This is a genomic window from Streptomyces sp. NPDC000878 (assembly GCF_053599695.1).
Genome location: NZ_JBSFMT010000024.1, coordinates 50,437 through 68,459 on the forward strand (window position 1 = coordinate 50,437; position 18,023 = coordinate 68,459).

Annotated in this window: 14 protein-coding genes; 8 read left to right on the top strand and 6 right to left on the bottom strand. The window is 70.4% G+C overall.

Annotated elements, in window-relative coordinates:
* The first annotated feature begins 250 nt into the window (after positions 1 to 250).
* The 4 genes from ACWDR4_RS22245 to ACWDR4_RS22260 all read left to right on the top strand — a co-directional run bounded on the left by ACWDR4_RS22245 (position 251) and on the right by ACWDR4_RS22260 (position 7,258).
* Positions 251 to 1,726 carry a diacylglycerol/lipid kinase family protein gene (locus ACWDR4_RS22245; protein ID WP_450410951.1) on the top strand — a complete coding sequence of 492 codons (1,476 nt, stop codon included), beginning with the start codon at positions 251 to 253 and terminating at the stop codon, positions 1,724 to 1,726.
* On the top strand, positions 1,723 to 3,528 hold the full coding sequence (locus ACWDR4_RS22250; RefSeq protein WP_450410843.1) for a protein kinase domain-containing protein: 1,806 nt from the start codon (positions 1,723 to 1,725) through the stop codon (positions 3,526 to 3,528). Before ACWDR4_RS22245 ends, ACWDR4_RS22250 begins: the two co-directional genes overlap by 4 nt.
* Positions 3,529 to 3,724: 196 nt before the next feature.
* Positions 3,725 to 5,356, top strand: a complete 1,632-nt coding sequence (locus ACWDR4_RS22255; RefSeq protein ID WP_450410845.1) for a succinic semialdehyde dehydrogenase — start codon at positions 3,725 to 3,727, stop codon at positions 5,354 to 5,356.
* Positions 5,357 to 5,410: 54 nt separating this feature from the next.
* Positions 5,411 to 7,258: a GMC oxidoreductase gene (locus tag ACWDR4_RS22260; RefSeq protein ID WP_450410847.1), complete on the top strand. Its 1,848-nt coding sequence runs from the start codon at positions 5,411 to 5,413 to the stop codon at positions 7,256 to 7,258.
* A 121-nt stretch (positions 7,259 to 7,379) separates the two neighbouring features.
* On the opposite strand, the gene ACWDR4_RS22265 is transcribed toward ACWDR4_RS22260, so the two are convergent.
* Entirely contained in the window at positions 7,380 to 8,423 is a 1,044-nt protein-coding gene (locus ACWDR4_RS22265; protein ID WP_450410848.1) for an LAETG motif-containing sortase-dependent surface protein, read from the bottom strand.
* A 741-nt stretch (positions 8,424 to 9,164) separates the two neighbouring features.
* On the bottom strand, positions 9,165 to 9,509 hold the full coding sequence (locus tag ACWDR4_RS22270) for a chorismate mutase (protein WP_450410953.1): 345 nt from the start codon (positions 9,507 to 9,509) through the stop codon (positions 9,165 to 9,167).
* Positions 9,510 to 9,851: 342 nt separating this feature from the next.
* Between ACWDR4_RS22270 and guaA the strand changes: the two genes are divergently transcribed.
* Positions 9,852 to 11,423, top strand: a complete 1,572-nt coding sequence (gene guaA, locus ACWDR4_RS22275; RefSeq protein WP_450410849.1) for a glutamine-hydrolyzing GMP synthase — start codon at positions 9,852 to 9,854, stop codon at positions 11,421 to 11,423.
* A 28-nt stretch (positions 11,424 to 11,451) separates the two neighbouring features.
* Here guaA and ACWDR4_RS22280 read toward each other — a convergent pair whose 3' ends face one another.
* A complete protein-coding gene (locus ACWDR4_RS22280) occupies positions 11,452 to 11,919 on the bottom strand; it encodes a pyridoxamine 5'-phosphate oxidase family protein (RefSeq protein ID WP_450410851.1) in 468 nt (155 codons plus the stop codon).
* Between the two features lie 254 nt (positions 11,920 to 12,173).
* Here ACWDR4_RS22280 and ACWDR4_RS22285 point away from each other — a divergent pair, with 254 nt between their 5' ends.
* Complete coding sequence (locus ACWDR4_RS22285; RefSeq protein WP_369030636.1) at positions 12,174 to 12,968, top strand: class II aldolase/adducin family protein; 795 nt, start codon at positions 12,174 to 12,176, stop codon at positions 12,966 to 12,968.
* A gap of 77 nt (positions 12,969 to 13,045) precedes the next feature.
* Here the strand turns inward: ACWDR4_RS22285 and ACWDR4_RS22290 are convergent, their stop codons facing one another.
* Complete coding sequence (locus ACWDR4_RS22290) at positions 13,046 to 13,927, bottom strand: DUF4429 domain-containing protein (protein WP_450410853.1); 882 nt, start codon at positions 13,925 to 13,927, stop codon at positions 13,046 to 13,048.
* 224 nt (positions 13,928 to 14,151) lie between these two features.
* Between ACWDR4_RS22290 and ACWDR4_RS22295 the strand changes: the two genes are divergently transcribed.
* Together ACWDR4_RS22295 and ACWDR4_RS22300 are read left to right on the top strand one after the other, a co-directional pair.
* The gene (locus ACWDR4_RS22295) at positions 14,152 to 15,429 is read left to right on the top strand and encodes a hypothetical protein (protein ID WP_450410854.1); all 1,278 of its coding nucleotides are present in this window, start codon (positions 14,152 to 14,154) and stop codon (positions 15,427 to 15,429) included.
* A 180-nt stretch (positions 15,430 to 15,609) separates the two neighbouring features.
* Entirely contained in the window at positions 15,610 to 16,140 is a 531-nt protein-coding gene (locus tag ACWDR4_RS22300; protein WP_450410855.1) for a DoxX family protein, read from the top strand.
* Positions 16,141 to 16,183: 43 nt separating this feature from the next.
* Here the strand turns inward: ACWDR4_RS22300 and ACWDR4_RS22305 are convergent, their stop codons facing one another.
* Together ACWDR4_RS22305 and ACWDR4_RS22310 are read right to left on the bottom strand one after the other, a co-directional pair.
* Positions 16,184 to 16,456, bottom strand: coding sequence for a hypothetical protein (locus ACWDR4_RS22305; RefSeq protein ID WP_450410856.1), 273 nt, complete (start codon positions 16,454 to 16,456; stop codon positions 16,184 to 16,186).
* A complete protein-coding gene (locus ACWDR4_RS22310; protein WP_450410857.1) occupies positions 16,443 to 17,891 on the bottom strand; it encodes a PspC domain-containing protein in 1,449 nt (482 codons plus the stop codon). The genes ACWDR4_RS22305 and ACWDR4_RS22310 overlap by 14 nt, the downstream gene beginning before the upstream one ends.
* Positions 17,892 to 18,023 lie beyond the last annotated feature (132 nt).

The window sequence follows — 18,023 nt, forward strand, 5'->3', positions numbered from 1 at the left end:
AAGTGCGAAGGGCGAAATGCGAAGGGTGAAACGTGGAGGGTGAAGTGCGAATGCGTGCGCCGTTATCGGGTATGCGTGGCGACTGGGTGGTGAAGATACCGTGACCTGATCGTGCCTTCAAGGTTAGAGCGCCGTGATCATCCTGGTCGGCGGGGTGAGCCGGGTCACCCTTGAATGCCCGCTTTGTTCCTTCCGTGCGCGGGCGGATTACGAACTCTGCTAAAACGTCGACATGGACATGGGCACCGGCATGGGCAACGAGCTGTTCGGGCGTGCGCATGCCCGGCAGCGCTGGGCGGCGCGCGGTGCGCTCGGAGCCGCCGGGCTGGCGGTGCTGCTGCCGATCGGATACGCGGGAATGGGCAGCCTGCTGCTCGCGGCGGTCGGCGTCGGCGGGGCCGTGCTCACCGCCTCCGGCCTGTGGTGGGCGCTCGCCCGGCGCGGCTTCGTGCGGGCCGTTGGGGCGGTGCTCGCCGTCGCCACCCCGGTCGCCGTCGTCGCCCTCTTCGCCGCCGCCAATCTGCTGGGGCCCGCGATCGCCTCCCTCGCCCTGTGGGGCGTCGCCGTGTGGGCCGGGAAATTCGCGCTGAGCAGCACCAAGTCCCATGTCGTGCCGGTCCGCGAGTACGAGGCGCCGGCGCCCCTCCAGCCCTTCCTCCTCATGAACCCGCGCTCCGGCGGCGGCAAGGTCGAGCGTTTCCGGCTGCGCGAGAAGGCCGAGCGGCTCGGCGCCCGCGTCCATCTGCTCGACCCCGACAAACCCGAGCCCGAGGACGTCGTCGCCCTGGCCCGGGAGGCGGTCACGGCCGGCGCGGATCTGCTCGGCGTGGCCGGCGGCGACGGCACCCAGGCCCTCGTCGCGGGCGTCGCCGCCGAACACGGCCTGCCCTTCCTGGTCGTGTCCGCCGGTACGCGCAACCACTTCGCCATGGACCTCGGCCTCGACCGCGACGACCCGGCGACCTGCCTCGACGCCCTCACGGACGCGGGTGGCATCGAGCTGAAGGTGGACCTGGGCTTCCTCGACAGCGGAGCCGGAGGCGGGGCCGGCGACGGTACGGCGGACAGCCGCCCCTTCGTCAACAACGCCTCCTTCGGCGCGTACGCCTCGATCGTGCAGAGCCCCGCCTACCGCGACGACAAGGTCGGCACCACCCTGGGCCTGCTGCCCGAGCTGCTCACCTTCGAGCGCGGCCCGACGCTGACCGCACGGGCGTACCCGCAGGCGGAGACACGGGACGGGGAGACCACCGTCCACGCGCCGCAGGCCCTGCTGGTCAGCAACAACCGCTACCGCATGGACGACCTGGCCGGCCTCGGCCGCCGTGAGCGGCTGGACGCCGGTGTCCTCGGCGTGCTCGGCATCAAGGTCGAGGACGCCGCCCAGGCCGCCGAACTGCTCCTCGGCCGGTACGCCACCGGCATGACCGTCGTCACCGCCCACGAGGTCGTCGTCGAGGCCGACCTGCCCGAGATCGAGGTCGGCCTCGACGGCGAGGCCCTCGTCCTGCCCACACCCGTCCGCTGCCGCGTCGAACCGGGCGCCCTGCGCGTCCGCGTCCCCCGTAACCGGCCCGGCGTTCCCGCGCCGACGCCTCCCATGGACTGGCGGCGGCTGCGCAAACTGGCGGCGACGGTGGGACGTACGGCACTGCCCCGCCGTACGACGGACGCCCTGAACCGGCGTCGACAAGGGTCGGCCCCGCAGGGTAGGGATGGGGCATGAGCAACGGCGGGGAAGGCGGCGGAAGCAGGGGCGGGGACAGCCCGAGTGGGGACAGCCGGGGCGGGGGCCATGGCCGTGGCGGGAACAAGGGCGACGAGGGGCGGCTGGTCGGTGGCCGGTACCGGCTGACCGAGCGCATCGGCTCCGGCGGCATGGGCACCGTGTGGCGGGCCCAGGACGAGCTGGTCGAGCGTGAGGTCGCCGTCAAGCAGCCGAGGCTGCCCGGGGACCCGCAGGACGCCGCCCATCAGCGGATCGCGCACCGCCTCCACCGGGAGGCACGGGCCGCCGCGCGCGTCGACCATCCCTCCGCCGTCTCCGTCCACGATGTCGTCGTCGAGGACGGACTCCCCTGGATCGTCATGGAGTTGGTGCGCGGCGAGTCCCTGCACGAGGTGCTCCAGCGCGGCGCCATCGAGCCCGCCGAGTCCGCGCGCATCGGCCTCGCCGTGGTCGGCGCGCTGCGCGCCGCGCACTCCGTCGGGATCGTCCACCGGGACGTGAAGCCCGCCAACGTCCTGCTCGGCAGCCACGGCCGGGTCGTCCTCACCGACTTCGGCATCGCCCACATCATGGGCGAGGAATCCCTCACGATGAGCGGGGAGTTCGTCGGCTCCCTCGAGTTCATCGCCCCCGAGCGCATGTCGGGCCGGGGCGCGGGTCCGTCCTCCGACCTGTGGTCGCTCGGCGTACTCCTCTACGCGGCCGTCGAGGGCTGGTCCCCCTTCCGCCGTACGACCCTGGAGTCCACGCTCGCCGCGATCCTCGCCGCCGAGACGCCCCAGCCCCAACAGGCGGGCCCGCTCGGCCCGTTGCTCGTACGGCTGCTGGTGAAGGACCCCGCCGAGCGCCCCGACGCGGACGAGGTCACCGCGGCCCTGGAGGCGGTGGCCAAGGGCTGGCCGCTCCCGAAGGCGCCGGAGCGCGGGGAGTTGACGGTTGCTCAGGAGCCGTCCGGGATAAAGGAGTTCGCGGACGATGCGGGAACGGTGCGGTTGCGGGGGGACAGTGCTTTAGCCGAGCCCGTGTCCGAGACACCGGTACCTGGCACTCCCGTACCAGGCACCCCCGTACCCGAGTCCTCCCCGGAGACCCGGGCCGCCTCGCTGCCCGCGCCGAAGCCCGCGTGGCGCCGGCGTCCCCTGCGGGTGGCTCTCGTGGTCCTGGCCTGCGCCGTCGCTCTCGCGGCCGTGGGCCTGGTGTTCGAGGGCAGGAGTGTCGAGACCAGCGGCGGAGACTCGGCAGTCGCGGGGGAGGAGGGGCCCGGCACCCCGGCCGTCGTACCCACCTCCGTGCCCACCACCGCACCCACCTCCGTGCCCGCGCCGACGGAGGCCCTCCCCACCCTCGCCAGCTGGCTGGCCCACGAGGAGGAGGACCTGAAGGCGGTCCTCGCGCTGCCCCGCCAGTACGTCCGCTTCCACGAACAGGGCGACGCCGACGACCAGCCCCGGATGGCGATCTACGACAACGACGAGGTCATCCAGGTCCGCCTCACCCTGTGGGACAAGGCGCCGCGCTCGCCCATGGGCCAGGCGCAGCACGCCGCCGAGATCTGGTCGGGATACGGCCAGTCGAGCACCCAGTACACCAACACGACCGTCGGCGGCTACAAGTCCGTCCAGGCCGACACCACGTACGACACCGAGGGCAGGCTCGTCCGGGTCATGCAGGTGGAGATCCTGACCGACGACGGTCGGCTCTACGAGCTGCGCGTCGACATGCCCAAGGGGACGCCGGACGAGAAACGGGGGACAGAGGTCTTCAAGGGGGCGCGCGACCAGCTCGAAATCGAGAAGTAGCGCCTCCTGGTCGAGGAGAAGTGATTCAGATCGCCGTCCCCTGGGTGGGCGCACGACGCCCAACGCCCTGATCAGCGGATTCGTTGCCAGTGCTCACTGGCGGCATGGCCGTGAGGGTCGGCGGCTTGTGCGTAGACAGTGAATCCGGGTTACCCATGGGTACCCAAAGCCTCCGAGCCGTCATACCCTGCGGCTCATGACGGACTCGCAGGCCCCGGTAAAGCCCGGCACCGACGCCCCCACCGGTACGAACCCCCTGGCCCCCGCGCCCACAGGCGCCCGCACCGCCGCGGACGTGGTCACGCCCGAGCTGGTCGCCCAGCTCACCAAGGGTGTCGTCGGCTCCGGCCGCACCGCCAACCACACCCCGTTCACCGGCGAGAAGCTGGCCGACCTGCCCGAGTCGACCCCCGAGGACGTGGAGAAGGCGTACGAGCGGGCCCGCGCCGCGCAGGCCGTCTGGGAGCAGACACCGGTACGGCAGCGCGCCGCCGTGCTGCTCCGCTTCCACGACCTGGTGCTGGCCCGCCAGGCCGAGGTCCTCGACCTCATCCAGCTGGAGACCGGCAAAGCCCGTCTGCACGCCCACGAGGAGGTCCAGGCCGTCGCCGTGGCCGCCCGTCACTACGGCCGCATGGCCCCCAAGTACCTGAAGCCGAAGCGGCACGCGGGCGCGATGCCGACGCTCACCAAGGTCACCGAACTGCGCCACCCGCGCGGGGTGGTCGGCCAGATCGCCCCCTGGAACTACCCGCTGGAACTCTCCGTCGGCGACGCGATCCCGGCCTTCGTCGCGGGCAACGCGGTCGTGATGAAGCCGGACACGGAGACCTGCCTCACGGCCCTGTGGGCCCGGGACATCCTCATCGAGGCCGGTCTGCCCGCCGATGTCTTCCAGGTTGTCCTCGGCGAGGGCCCGGTCGTCGGCCCCGAGGTCGTCAAGCACGCCGACTACGTCTCCTTCACCGGCTCCACCCGCACAGGCCGCGAGGTCGCGCAGGGCGCCGCCGCGCGACTGGTCGGGGTGTCGCTCGAACTCGGCGGCAAGAACGCCATGTTGGTCCTGGAGGACGCCGACATCGAGAAGGCGGCGGCGGGCGCGGTCCGGGCCTGCTTCTCCTCCGCCGGCCAACTCTGCATCTCCATCGAGCGGTTGTACGTCCACGAGTCGATCGCGGACGCGTTCGTCGAGCGCTTCGTCGCCCGGACGAAGGCGATGCGGCTCGGCAAGTCCCTTGCGTACGGCGCCGACATGGGCTCGCTGGTCGGCGAACGCCAGCTGGAGACGGTCACGAAGCACGTCGACGAGGCGGTCGCCAAGGGCGCGAAGGTCCTCGCGGGGGGCACGGCCCGCCCCGACATCGGCCCCTACTTCTACGAGCCGACCATCCTCGACGGCGTCGAGACCCCGATGGCCGTCTGCGCGGAGGAGACCTTCGGCCCGGTCGTCTCCATCTACCGCTTCAAGACGGACGACGAGGCGGTGGCCCTCGCCAACTCCACGCCGTACGGCCTGAATTCCTCGGTCTGGACGAAGAGCGCCGCCCGTGGCCGCGCGGTCGCCGCCCGCGTCCGCTGCGGCACGGTCAACGTCAACGAGGGCTACGCGTCCGCGTACGGCAGCGTCCAGTCGCCCATGGGCGGCATGAAGGACTCCGGCCTCGGCCGCCGCCATGGCTCCGAGGGCATCCTCAAGTACACCGAGGCCCAGACGATCGCCCAGCAGCGCCTGCTGCCGATGGCTCCGGCGCTGGGCATGGACGACGAGAAGTACGCGGAGTTCATGAGCAGGAGCCTGCGCGTGATGAAGGCATTCCGGCTGAGGTAAGTCCCCTGTGCCGGGGGCGCGTTCAGCAAGTTCTGTTCTCAACGAGGAGAGCAAGTGTCGTACGACAGTGATCACGACTACGCCTATGACTACGACGTCCTCGTCGTCGGCTCCGGGTTCGGCGGCTCCGTCACCGCCCTGCGCCTGACCGAGAAGGGGTACCGGGTAGGCGTACTGGAAGCAGGTCGCCGCTTCACGCGCGACACGCTCCCCAAGAACTCCTGGGACCTCAAGAACTACCTCTGGGCCCCCAAGCTCGGCCTGTACGGCATCCAGCGCATCCACCTGCTGGGCAACGTGATGGTGCTGGCGGGCGCAGGCGTGGGCGGCGGCTCGCTGAACTACGCCAACACCCTCTACGTACCGCCGAAGCCGTTCTTCGACGACCCCCAGTGGCGCGAAATCACGGACTGGCAGGAGGAGTTGAGCCCGTACTACGACCAGGCCCGGCGCATGCTCGGCGTACGGCTCAACCCGACGATGACCCCGTCCGACGTCCACCTGAAGGCGGCGGCCGAGCGGATGGGCGTAGGCGACACCTTCCATCTCGCGCCGGTCGGCGTCTTCTTCGGCGACGGCGAGGACGCGGAGGGGTCGGTGAAGGCGGCGCCGGGAGAGCAGGCCCCGGACCCCTACTTCGGCGGCGCCGGGCCCGCGCGCAAGGCGTGCACCGAGTGCGGTGAGTGCATGACGGGCTGCCGGCACGGCGCGAAGAACACCCTCAACGAGAACTACCTCTACCTGGCCGAGAAGGCGGGCGCGGTCGTCCACCCCCTGACGACGGTCGTGTCCGTCACGGACGACTCACGCGGCGGCTACGCGGTCGCCACGCTCCCGACGGACGGGAAGAAGGGGGCGAGGGGGAAGGGCGCGAAGGGGAAGGGCGAGGGGCGGACGTACACGGCCCGCCGTGTGGTCCTCGCGGCTGGCACGTACGGCACCCAGACCCTCCTCCACCGGATGAAGGCGGGCGGTCAACTCCCGTACCTCTCGGGGCGGTTGGGCGAGCTGACCCGTACCAACTCGGAGGCGTTGGTCGGCGCCCAGACCGACAACCGCCGCTACCGCAGAGCGACCGGCGAGGCGAAGGTCGACTTCACGCGCGGGGTCGCCATCACGTCCTCGGTCCATCCCGATGAGAACACCCACATCGAACCCGTCCGCTACGGCAAGGGCTCGAACTCGATGGGCGGCCTGTCGATCCTCCAAGTCCCGTACGCGGAAGGGTCGTCGAGGGTCCTGGGCTGGCTGGCGAACGCGGCTCGCCACCCTCTCCTGGTGCTGCGCTCGATCTCCAACCGTCAGTGGTCGGAACGGACCATCATCGGCCTGGTGATGCAGTCCCTGGACAACTCCCTCACCACCTATCTGAAGCCGAAGGGCGCGGGCAAAGGCCTTTTGACGGCGCGTCAGGGACACGGCGCCCCCAACCCCAAGCAGATCAGGGCCGCGACGGAGAGCGCCTCGGCGATCGCCGAGGAGATCAACGGCTTCGCCGGCAGCAACGTGGGCGAACTGATGGGCATGCCGCTGACCGCCCACTTCCTCGGCGGCTGTCCGATCGGCGACTCACGCGAGACGGGCGTGATCGACCCGTACCACCGCCTCTACGGCCATCCGGGCATCTCGGTGGTCGACGGCGCCGCGGTCTCCGCGAACCTGGGCGTCAACCCGTCCCTCACGATCACCGCCCAGGCCGAGCGCGCGATGTCGTACTGGCCGAACAACGGCGAGGCCGACCCGCGTCCCGTCCAGGGAGCGGCGTACGAGCGTCTGCAGCCGGTCGAGCCGAAGGCGCCGGCGGTCCCGGCGGAGGCGTTCGGCGCGCTGCGGCTGCCGTTCCTGGGGATGCCGACGGTGCCGGAGAAGGCTCCGAAGAAGGCCCTGAAGAAGGCTCTGTAGCGCGAAGAGGCCGCAGAGCGAAGAGGGCTCTGTAGAGCAAAGGGAACTCTGTGGAGCAAAAGAGAAGGACCCGCACCCCCCTCCGAGTGCAGGTCCTTCCCTTGTCCTTGTGGAGGCCGGACTACGCCTCCGTGCCCGCCTTCCGACGACGCATCGCGAACACCGCGCCCGCACCGGCGACGACGGCGACTCCGCCGACGAGGCCGATCATCGGCAGGGCGGAGCTGGAGCCGGTGTCGGCGAGGTTGCCGCTCGGCAGGTCGGAGACGTTGCCCTGGGGCTTCTGGACCGAGTCCTTGGAGCCGCTGTCGCTCGGCGTGGCCGAACCCGGGTCGGTGTTCGAGGAACCGGCCTTCAGGACCTGGAAGTCGTACTGTGCCCAGCCCTCGGCGATGCAGTCCTGGCCGTCGACATTGTCGATGTAGGCGCCGGAGCCGAAGGAGTACGCGTCGCCCGCGGGGGCCTGCTTGTCGATGCTGACGCGCAGGTCGACGGACTGGCTCGCCTTCGCCTTCAGCTTCTCGACGTAGAAGAAGTAGTCACCGGCCCACTCGTCGTCGCCGATGCGGTCCCAGGTGCCGGTCTCGGGGTTCTTGAACTCCAGGTCGACGTACGGGCTGAGGAACTTCGCCTCGTCCAGCTCGTAGTTCTCGACCTCGGCGTAGAAGGCGACGCCCTTGAGGTCGGTCGTCGAGTCGTTGGTGACGACCAGCTTGAAGGCGTGGAAGCCGTCGCCCGCGACGATCTTGCCCGGCAGCCCCTTGATGTCGGCGGACACCTGGGCGTTGCTGTAGTCCTCGTCGAGGTCCTCGCAGAACGGGACGTCCGGGTCCGTCGGCTCCTCGCTCGGCTCGGCGGAGACCGAGGGGGAGGCGGAGTCGGACGGGGAGGCCGAGGTGGAGTCGCTCGGGCTCGGGCTCGCGCTCACCGAGGCGGTGGAGGACGGCGCGTCGGACGGCAGGCCGGTGTCGGAGGGCGCGGTGTCCGAGGGCGTCGCCGACGTGCTGTAGCTCGGGGTCTGCGAGGGGGTCTCCGTGACGGCCGGCGGCTCGCTCGGCGTGGCCGAGGTCGACTCGTCGGCGAACGCGACGGGCGCGGACAGCAGCGCCAGCGGGGCTATGACAGCCGTCACCGCTGCTGCGGCCATGGCTCGGCGAAGCTTCATGAAGACCTCACGACCTCGGAACGTCCAGGTGCGGGGCACGGATGTGACCCCTGGTTCTGAACGTGTGACATGCGGCGGCTGTGAATGGTTGCTCTTCACTCACAGGAAATTTATGTGCGCTGGGTCACATGTGAGGTGGTGTGTCGTCTTCGGTGCCGGGCGTGGCGATGGCAAAGGGCCCCGCGGGACGGAGCCGCGGGGCCCTTCTCCGTCAGCACCGGCGTCAGGGCAGCGCCGGTGCCTGGGGGGAGCGGCGCCGGGGGGTTGCGCCGCGTTGTTGGTCTGTGGCCACTGGTCGGCGCCCCGGCGTACGGGGGGCGCACGCCCGGTCTGGACCAATGGCAGTCAGGGGTTACACGTCAATACGGTTGCCTGCTACGGGACTTGGGGTCGCTCTTGCATCGTGCTCGAAGGCCGTCGAGTACGCAACCTTTTGACCCGGCCTTGTGCTTTTTGACCTTGGACTTGGCCTTGACCTTGGACTTGGCTGTCTCCGTCTTGACCTTGAGCTTTGTCGGCCGACTCCGGGCGTCCCCGGAGCCGACCGTTCTCGGGGGTGACCGGGCTGCTGTCCCCTGCCGTCCGGTCACAACCCTGGAGCCACGCGTGGTTTGTGCGGGCCCGCCCCTGGCTGGCACGGACACCGGTACCAACGAAGACCGCGGACGACGGTCACGCGCCGGACGGGTGAGACAGCGCCCGAACTCACATCCGACCTCGAATAGGACCTCGCATACGGCCTCAGATCCGGCCCCGGCACAGCTCCAGCAAGGTCATCGCGAGGGAGGTGCCGGGCCTGCCCAGCGCGTCCCGGTAGTGGCTGAGGATCTCCATCTCCCGGGACAGGTTCACGCGCCGCCCGCCGGAGGAGATGCGCGCCTCCTGGACGACCGCGGACACGGCCATCCGTTCCTGGACGAGACCGATGATCCGGTCGTCGAGGGCGTCGATGCGTGCACGGGCGTCGGCGATCACATCGGCGGTGTCGGCGGTGCTGGCTGTGTCGGCGGTGTCGGTGGTGGTCATTCGGGGCTCCTTGTCGGACGGGACGGTGTGCCCCGGATCGGCAGGACCCGGAAACGCCAGACGCCCCGGGCCTTGTCGGCCCGGGGCGCCTGGGAAGTCGCTTGTCAGTTGCTCAAGCAGCACGACCATGGCAGCCGGCGGGCCGGTTGCCATAGGTAAAGAGGAAGGTCGGGTGCGTGAGCATGGGGGTCAGTATGCACTGAGAAGGGTGCCCTTCCAAGCCGGGGCTTGATCTTTCAGCGCCGGGCGGCACCATCCAGCCCGTCCGGCGTTTGAGGACAAGGCCGGTTCAGGGCCGTAGCGGGGGTCTGGGGGTGCAGCCCCCAGTGACGGCAAGGTGTCCAACCTCCACCCCGGTAGAATCACCCGCACAGACCCCCGCCCAACCGCCGGAAGGCCCCCGTGTCAGCAGCGACCCCCGCCCCCGACACCGTCCTGGTCGTCGATTTCGGTGCGCAGTACGCCCAGCTCATCGCCCGCCGAGTCCGCGAGGCCCGGGTCTACAGCGAGATCGTGCCGAGCACCATGCCGGTCGAGGAGATGCTCGCCAAGAACCCGGCGGCGATCATCCTCTCCGGCGGCCCCTCCTCCGTGTACGCGGAGGGCGCCCCGACCGTCGACCGCGCCCTCTTCGAGGCCGGCGTCCCCGTCTTCGGCATGTGCTACGGCTTCCAGCTGATGGCGACCACCCTCGGCGGCACGGTCGACAACACCGGAGCCCGCGAGTACGGCCGTACGCAGCTCGCCGTCAGCAAGCCGTCCTCGACCCTCTTCGAGGGCACCCCGGCCGACCAGTCGGTGTGGATGTCGCATGGCGACGCCTGCTCCGCAGCCCCCGAGGGCTTCTCGGTCACCGCGTCCACGGACGTCGTCCCGGTCGCCGCCTTCGAGAACGACGAGAAGAAGCTGTACGGGGTCCAGTACCACCCCGAGGTCATGCACTCCACGCACGGCCAGCAGGTCCTCGAACACTTCCTCTACCGGGGCGCGGGCCTGACCCCGTCCTGGACCACCGGCAACGTCATCGACGAGCAGGTGGCGCTGATCCGCGAGCAGGTCGGCGACAAGCGCGCCGTCTGCGGGCTCTCCGGCGGTGTGGACTCGGCGGTCGCCGCAGCCCTCGTACAGAAGGCCATCGGCTCCCAGCTGACCTGCGTGTACGTCGACCACGGCCTGATGCGCAAGGGCGAGACCGAGCAGGTCGAGAAGGACTTCGTGGCCTCGACCGGCGTCACGCTGAAGGTCGTCGACGCCGAGGAGCGGTTCCTGAACGCGCTCGCCGGGGTTTCCGACCCCGAGGAGAAGCGGAAGATCATCGGGCGCGAGTTCATCCGCGTCTTCGAACAGGCACAGGCCGAGATCATCGCGGACGAGGGCCCCGAGGTCGCCTTCCTGGTGCAGGGCACCCTCTACCCCGATGTGGTCGAGTCCGGTGGCGGCACCGGCACCGCCAACATCAAGTCCCACCACAACGTGGGCGGCCTGCCGGAAGACCTCGAATTCCAGCTGATCGAACCTCTCCGCAAGCTCTTCAAGGACGAGGTCCGGATGGTCGGCCAGGAGCTGGGGCTCCCGGACGAGATCGTCCAGCGCCAGCCCTTCCCCGGCCCCGGCCTCGGCATCCGGATCGTCGGCGAGGTCACCAAGGACCGCCTCGACCTCCTCCGCGAGGCCGACGCCATCGCCCGCGAGGAACTGACGGCCGCCGGCCTCGACCGCGACATCTGGCAGTGCCCGGTGGTCCTCCTCGCGGACGTCCGCAGCGTGGGCGTCCAGGGCGACGGCCGCACGTACGGCCACCCGATCGTCCTGCGCCCGGTCTCCTCCGAGGACGCGATGACCGCCGACTGGTCCCGCCTCCCGTACGAGGTCCTGGCGAAGATCTCGACCCGCATCACGAACGAGGTCGCCGACGTCAACCGAGTCGTCCTCGACGTGACGAGCAAGCCGCCGGGCACCATCGAGTGGGAGTAATCCTGCGGCGGAGCAACCCTCTGACCGTCTAGGTCCGCTTGAGAGTCCGCACCGGCTCTCCGGGCGTCCAGACCTGGACGACCAGATACTTCTCGTCCTCGACGTAGGTCCGTACGACCTCCGTCAGCTCGGTGCGGAAGAGGTGGAACGGCTCCGGCGGTTCCACCTCTTCGGCGTACGCGGCCTTGGCGGCCGGATCCTCCACCTCGTACGCCCGCCCGCTCACCCTGACATCGCCCCCGCCCATGTCCGTCCCCGCCCCGGGGTTCGCCTGGAGGGCGAAGCGGGGATCGCGGCGCAGATCCCGTGCTTTGAGCGAGTCCGGCATCATCGCCAGCCACAACTCACCGTTCAGGAAGCGGACTTCGAGACCGGAGGTGCGCGGCGAGCCGTCCTGGCGGAGGGTGGCGAGGGTGTGATGGGTGAAGGCGCGGAAGCGCTCCTCGACGGTTTCGGCCAGTTCGGGTTCCGTGGTGGTGAACACTGCCCAGTTCATGGGACCGAGTCTGACGCGGATACCCGACATCCTGTGACGTGTATTCGCTGGTGTCCCGTAGGTATCTTGCTGTCATCCCGCAGGCATCCCGTGGGTGTCTCGTATTCGTCGCTGTCCGGGGCTCGTCCGTGTCTCGGGTGGGTCTCGGGACCCTGTCTCCGGTATCTCTTTTATCTCTTCTCAACCATCCCTGTTCTCCTGCGCGGACCGACGGTAACTTCCGCTCCGTAAAGGAACCCAGTGCTGGAGGACCTATGCACGGGCCCACTCCGCCCCTGCCGCTGCCCACCGACCAGTTGCAGTTCGCGATGCCCCCGATGTACGAGTCGCTCGACGACGAGCGCAGGCACCGCAAGGAACGGCTGGCCGGTGCGCTCAGGCTGTTCGGGCGGCTCGGCTTCGAGGACGGCGTCTCGGGGCACATCACGGCGCGCGACCCGGAGTACAGCAACTGCTTCTGGGTGAACCCGTTCGGGATGCCCTTCAAGCACGTCACCGTCAGCGACCTGGTCATGGCCAACCAGGACGGCCAGGTCATCGAGGGCCGCTACCACATCAACCAGGCGGCCTTCACCGTGCACGCCCAGGTGCACGCCGCCCGCCCGGACGTCGTCGCCGTCGCCCACTGCCACTCGGTGCACGGCCGCGCCCTCTCCGCCCTCGGCGACCTCCTCGACCCGATCACCCAGGAGAGCTGCGCCTTCTACGAGGACCACGCCCTGTACGACGCCTACACGGGCGTCGCCGTGGACGCCGACGAGGGCCGGCGGATCGCGTCCGCGCTGGGCACCCGCAAGGCCCTCGTGCTGCGCAACCACGGGCTGCTCACGGTGGGCGACTCGGTGGACGCCGCGGCCTGGTGGTTCCTGTCGATGGAACGGTCGAGCCAGGTCCAGCTGACCGCGAGGGCGGCCGGCCGGCCCATCCTCATCGACCACAAACAGGCGGTCTCGACACGGGAGCAGCTGGGCGGAGACCTGGTCGCGTGGATCAACTACCAGCCACTGTGGCGGGACATCAGCAGGAGCGAGCCGGATCTGCTGAGCTGACGGCGACCGGGGATGCCGGTGGGCGGGCCGGACCGGAGACTCCGGATGAGCCGGATGAGCCGGATGAGCCGGGCGAGTCAGAAACCCCGGAGGACGGCCGCCTTGGTCGTCGTGAACTCCTCGTCCGTCAGCACGCCCTCGCGGTGCAGCTCGCCCAACTCCCGGAGCCTGCGCAGGAGTACGTCGTGATGGTCGGACTGCGGCGGGACCGCGGGCGTGAGCCGGGGGCGTTCCACATAGTCGACCGCCCGGGTGGAGGGGTGCGGCAGCCGGGCGGTGACCGCCGTCGCGACGAGCGCCGTGAGCAGGTCGCGGCGGGCGCTGCCCCACAGGTCGAGGGCGTACGGGTCCTTCTCGGGCGGCAGCTTGGAGAACACCGTCTCGCGGGTCACGAAGCGCATGAAGCCGTCCGCGTAGCCGGAGTTGGGCAGCCAGTCGACCTGGACGAGATCGTGGACGGAGACGATGCGTGGCCCGGTGGCCCGCTTGACCCGGTCGGAGGTGTCGGCCCAGTCGATCCGGATCTGCGTACCGTCGAACGACACCATGCCGTCGCTGGACCGCACCGACACCGGCACGGGCGGACCCGGAAGCAGATACGCCTTCGCCGGTTCCTTGGGCACCTGGTCGAGGAGCAGGGCGTGCCGGATCTCCTCGGCGATGTACTCGGCGACTCCGGACCGGTCGATGTCCACCGTCAGCCGGTACGGGTCCGCCGCGTCCGGCAGCCGTCCGCCCGTCGCCTGGAGCAATGGGTCGGCGCCCTCGCGCAGCCGCAATCGCAGCCGCCCACGCTTGCGTTCGGGTTCGTAGACGATGCCAGAAACCGCCTCCAGAGGCACGGCGACCTCGCCGTACGTCTGCCGGAACAGCGGCACGGAACGGTGGAGCCCCGGCGTGATCCTGACCGTGCTGCCGTCGAAGGCCCAGGTCCCGTCGCGCTGGATGATCTCGGCCATACGCAAATTCTCGCAGCCGGGTCAACACGGGGGTCGCGGTTTCACTCGCCTTTTCCCTTGCCGGGGCCGACCTGCCGTACGCGGAGGGTGTTGCGTAGGGCACAATTCGCTCTCGTCGCGGGGGAGTTGTACGGCGGTCGGTTGAGCGGTTCGGGTGTGCGGTTCGGTTGGCGATCCGCGCGTGTGTGGTTCGGGCTTCGGGTGCGGGAAGGCAGGCGTCGGGCGTGGCGGTGCAGGAGGCGAGACAAGGTGTGCTGCCCGGGGAACACGGGGGCGGCTGCACCTGCGGGGACTGCCCGCACGGGGCACGTACGGGACACCGGCGTGCGGTCGCCGAGTTCCTGCTCATGCGGGACGGGTTCGCGGCCGGACAGGGGCTGCCGGCGGCGGTGGCCCATTCGGCCTCGGCCTCCCGCCAGTGGGTCTCGGACGAACTGACCCAGTCCGCGGCGGTCGTCGCCGAGCGCGGCCGGGCCGAGGGCGAGGTGTGGCTCGCCCGCCTGTGGCGCCGTACGGCGTTCACGGTGTGGGCGCTGATCGGCGTTCTGCTGCTCGTGCAGGCGCTCACCGCGATCGGGGTGGGCTGGACGTCCGCCCGGACGGCCGGGCTGGTGGCCGCCGTCCTGGTCGGCGGCGCGCTGACCGCCGCGTCCTGGCTCCACCGGGCGCGGGGCGGGGCACTGGCACCCCTGATCGGCGAGGACAACCGCCTCTCGACGTCACGTGTCGTGGCGGCGGTCTGGGTGCTGTTCGTGGCGTACGCCGTGCTCGTGCTGGTCGGCCGGCTGGCGGCGGCCTCCAGCCACGAGGAGCGCGACGCGCTGATCGCCGGCCTCGAACTCGCCCGGGGCGCGGGCGTCGTGACCGTCCTCGCGGTCGTGTGCGCGATCGCGGTGCTCGTGCGCAGGGTGGTCGGCCTGCGTGTCCTCGGCCAGCGCCTCCAGAAGGTACGGGCGGACCGTCCCCGCGCGGCCGACCTCCTGACGGACGACTCGGGCCGCGGCACCTTCGCGGACATCCAGTACGTGATGATCGGCACGGTCGCTCTCCTCTTCGCGGTCGTACGGCTGGCTCGGCGTCCGGATCAGTTGCCGGACCTGCCGTGGGGGCTGGCGGTGGTGGTGCTGGTGTCGGCGGCGACCTATGTGGCCGGCAAGTACGCGGAGGGCGGCCGGCCGGTGATCCTTTCGGTCGTCCGGTCCCGGGAGGCGGGCGACCTGGACGCCCCGATCCGCACCGGCGACGACATCGAGATCCGCGGCGCCGGCTTCGTGCCCCCGGGCGCGGGCACCGCTGACCGGCTCTCCCGCATGGTCGTCCGCATCGGCCCGGTTCACGTCCATGTCCCCCTGGTCCCGGTGCCCGGCGGCTTCAGCAACCCTCGCGACGAGGTGCTGACGGTGCCGGTACCCGCGGACGTGGAGCCGGGGCGGGTGGAGGTCCAGGTGGTCACCGCGGCGGGCGTGGAGACGAACCGGTGCGTGATCGATGTGACGGACTGATCGATGTGACGGTCTGAGGGTCTGCCTCCTGGTGGTGGTTGCGCAGGCCTGGCGCTCGGTCGCCGCTGCTTCCCGGCCAAAGGCTGAAATTTGGCGTACTGGAAGTGAGCGAGGTCACGTCGGCGTACGTATCGTCTGTTGAGGGGTCAACGTATGGCGGGCGAGAGGCGGCTAAGAGCGATGACTCACAGCACTCGAACGGACACGCACTCTCCTTATCTGGACGGCGAGCGGGACTGGCGGGACACGGCCACTCGTTACGCCCTGCTGCCCCTGCGCGTCTTCCTGGGCGTCACCTTCATCTATGCCGGTCTGGACAAACTCACTGACAGCTCCTTCTTCGCCGACTCCGGATCGGGTTCGGTCGGTGATCTGATGCGTACGGTCCGGGACTCCTCCGCCATCCCGGCCCTGGTGGACCTCGCCCTCAAGAACCCCGCCGGCTTCGGCTACGCCATCGCCTTCGGCGAGCTGGCCGTCGGTATCGGCACGCTGCTCGGGCTGCTGGCGCGGCTGGCGGCGGTCGGCGGCGCGTTGATCTCGCTCAGCCTCTGGCTGACCGTGAGCTGGGCCTCCGACCCGTACTACTTCGGCAACGACCTCCCTTATCTGATGGCCTGGCTCCCGCTGGTTCTCGCCGGTGCGTCCGTCTTCTCTGTGGATGCCGCCCTGCGGGGGCGACGGCGGCAGCGGTCCGAGGGATATCGGTAGCCGCGGTGGTGAGGTGAGTGGTTGGCCGGTCATTGGCCGACGCTCAGTTCGGTATCTCCGGGTGGCTTGAGGGGGCTGCCGCCTCCGGTGTGTCGGCCGGGGGTGTCGGCGTGCGGCGGGTCTTCCTGCGGCGGCGTATCGCTCCGGTCAGGAGGGCCACGGCGCCTGCCAGGGCGAGGCCGAAGACCAGGAGGGGGATCACCGCGAACCACGGTGTCTCCCAGGCGTCGCCCGCGTCGCCGACATAGGTGATGCCGGCGATGGTGACGAAGATGCCGGCGATCAGCTTTCCGGGCTGGAACTCATGACGTAGCACGGGTCACCTCCGCCTGTCCCAGGCCGACCCCGAGGTCGAGGACGACCGTGCCCACGTTGGCGCCGCCCGCCGGTGCCAGCGTGACTTGCTTGTGCTTGCCCGGTGCCACGTCCACGTCCTGTTTGCCGTCGCCGGGCAACTGGATGTCACCTATCCCCACCTCGATGTCCGCCTTCACCGTCGCGTTCTTCGGCACGATCACCTCGATCCGGCCCACGCCCACCTCGACCGCTGTCGTCACCGTCTGCCCCTTGGCGAGGCGCAGCCCGGTCAGGTCCAGGGTGGCTTCGCCCGTGCCGACGTCGTACCTCGGTTGTACGTTCGCCACCGCGGTCGGGGTCCACTCCCTGTGCGCCCAGTGGGCGCTGACGTCCTTGGGCAGTGCGGCCGAGCCTGCCAGCAGGGCCGCTGTGATGATCGCCAGGAAGACCGAGCCGGCTCCGGTACGGCCGAGGAACGCGCTGACGGCTATGCCGACGCCGAACACCGTGAGCGCGCAGGCCAGGCCGGTCTGCAGGCTGGTGGCGAGTGCCTCCTCGTCCCATTTCGCGGCCGTGCCGAGGAATCCGGCGAGGAGGGCGAGCAGGAGGATCCAGCCGCCGATCCAGCGCGGGCCCCGCGGTTTCGGTGGGCTGGACCAGGCCGCCCGTATGTCCGCGGTCCGGCCGCCGTAGTTGCCGTGAGTGATGTTGCCCGGCACCGCGATGTCCCGGTCGAGGGTGCCCGGGGGGCCCCACAGATAGCCGGTCCCGCCGACGTGTGTGCCGTCCTTGACGATGGGGTCGCGCCACCACGAGGGGTAGGCGGAAGGGCCCGGGGGCGCCTTGGCCTCCGGCGGGGCGTCTGCGACGGCCTGGGCGGCCAGTGGGTCGGGGTCGGGGGCGCCGCGGTTGCGCGACCAGTAGCCGGCACCCGCGAGAAGGATGGACAGTATGACGGCGAAGGACAGCACCCCGCCGTTCTTCAGCATCGTCAGGAACACACCGCAGCCGACCAGCGCGAAGAGCACGGCCGCCAGCGCCTGGCCGTCCACTCGGCTGGTGAGCAGCTTGCGGACCTCGTTCTCCTCCTCGTCCTCGTACGGTACGAACAGCCAGGCGAAGCCGTAGAAGATGAGGCCGATGCCGCCGGTCGCGGAGAGCACCGCGAGCGTGATCCGGAAGATCACCGGATCCATGTCACAGGTCCGCCCCAGCCCCGCGCACACCCCGCCCAGCATCTTCTGCCGCCGGTCGCGCCGGAACCTGCCCGGCAGCTGCTCGTCGGCTGTGGCTGCCGCAGTCGCGTCCGTGTGCTCGGGCGCGCGCGGTTCCCCTTTCTCCGCGGGCGGTGGGGTTGCCGCGGCGGGTGCGGCATCCTGCGGCCCGGCGCCCGAGGAAGGGCGCGGGCCGGAGCCGGGTCCCGGACCCGTCGCGGCGTGTGCGTGATCTGTCATGCGTCCATGTTGGCGCTTGAGGCAGCTCGGCGGCAGTCGGGATGACCCTGGGCGAACCCTGATATCGGCCCTGAGGAGGGGCGGGGGAAGCGTTCGAGGGCAGGCGGGCCCGAAGATCAGGGGTGTCTCGGG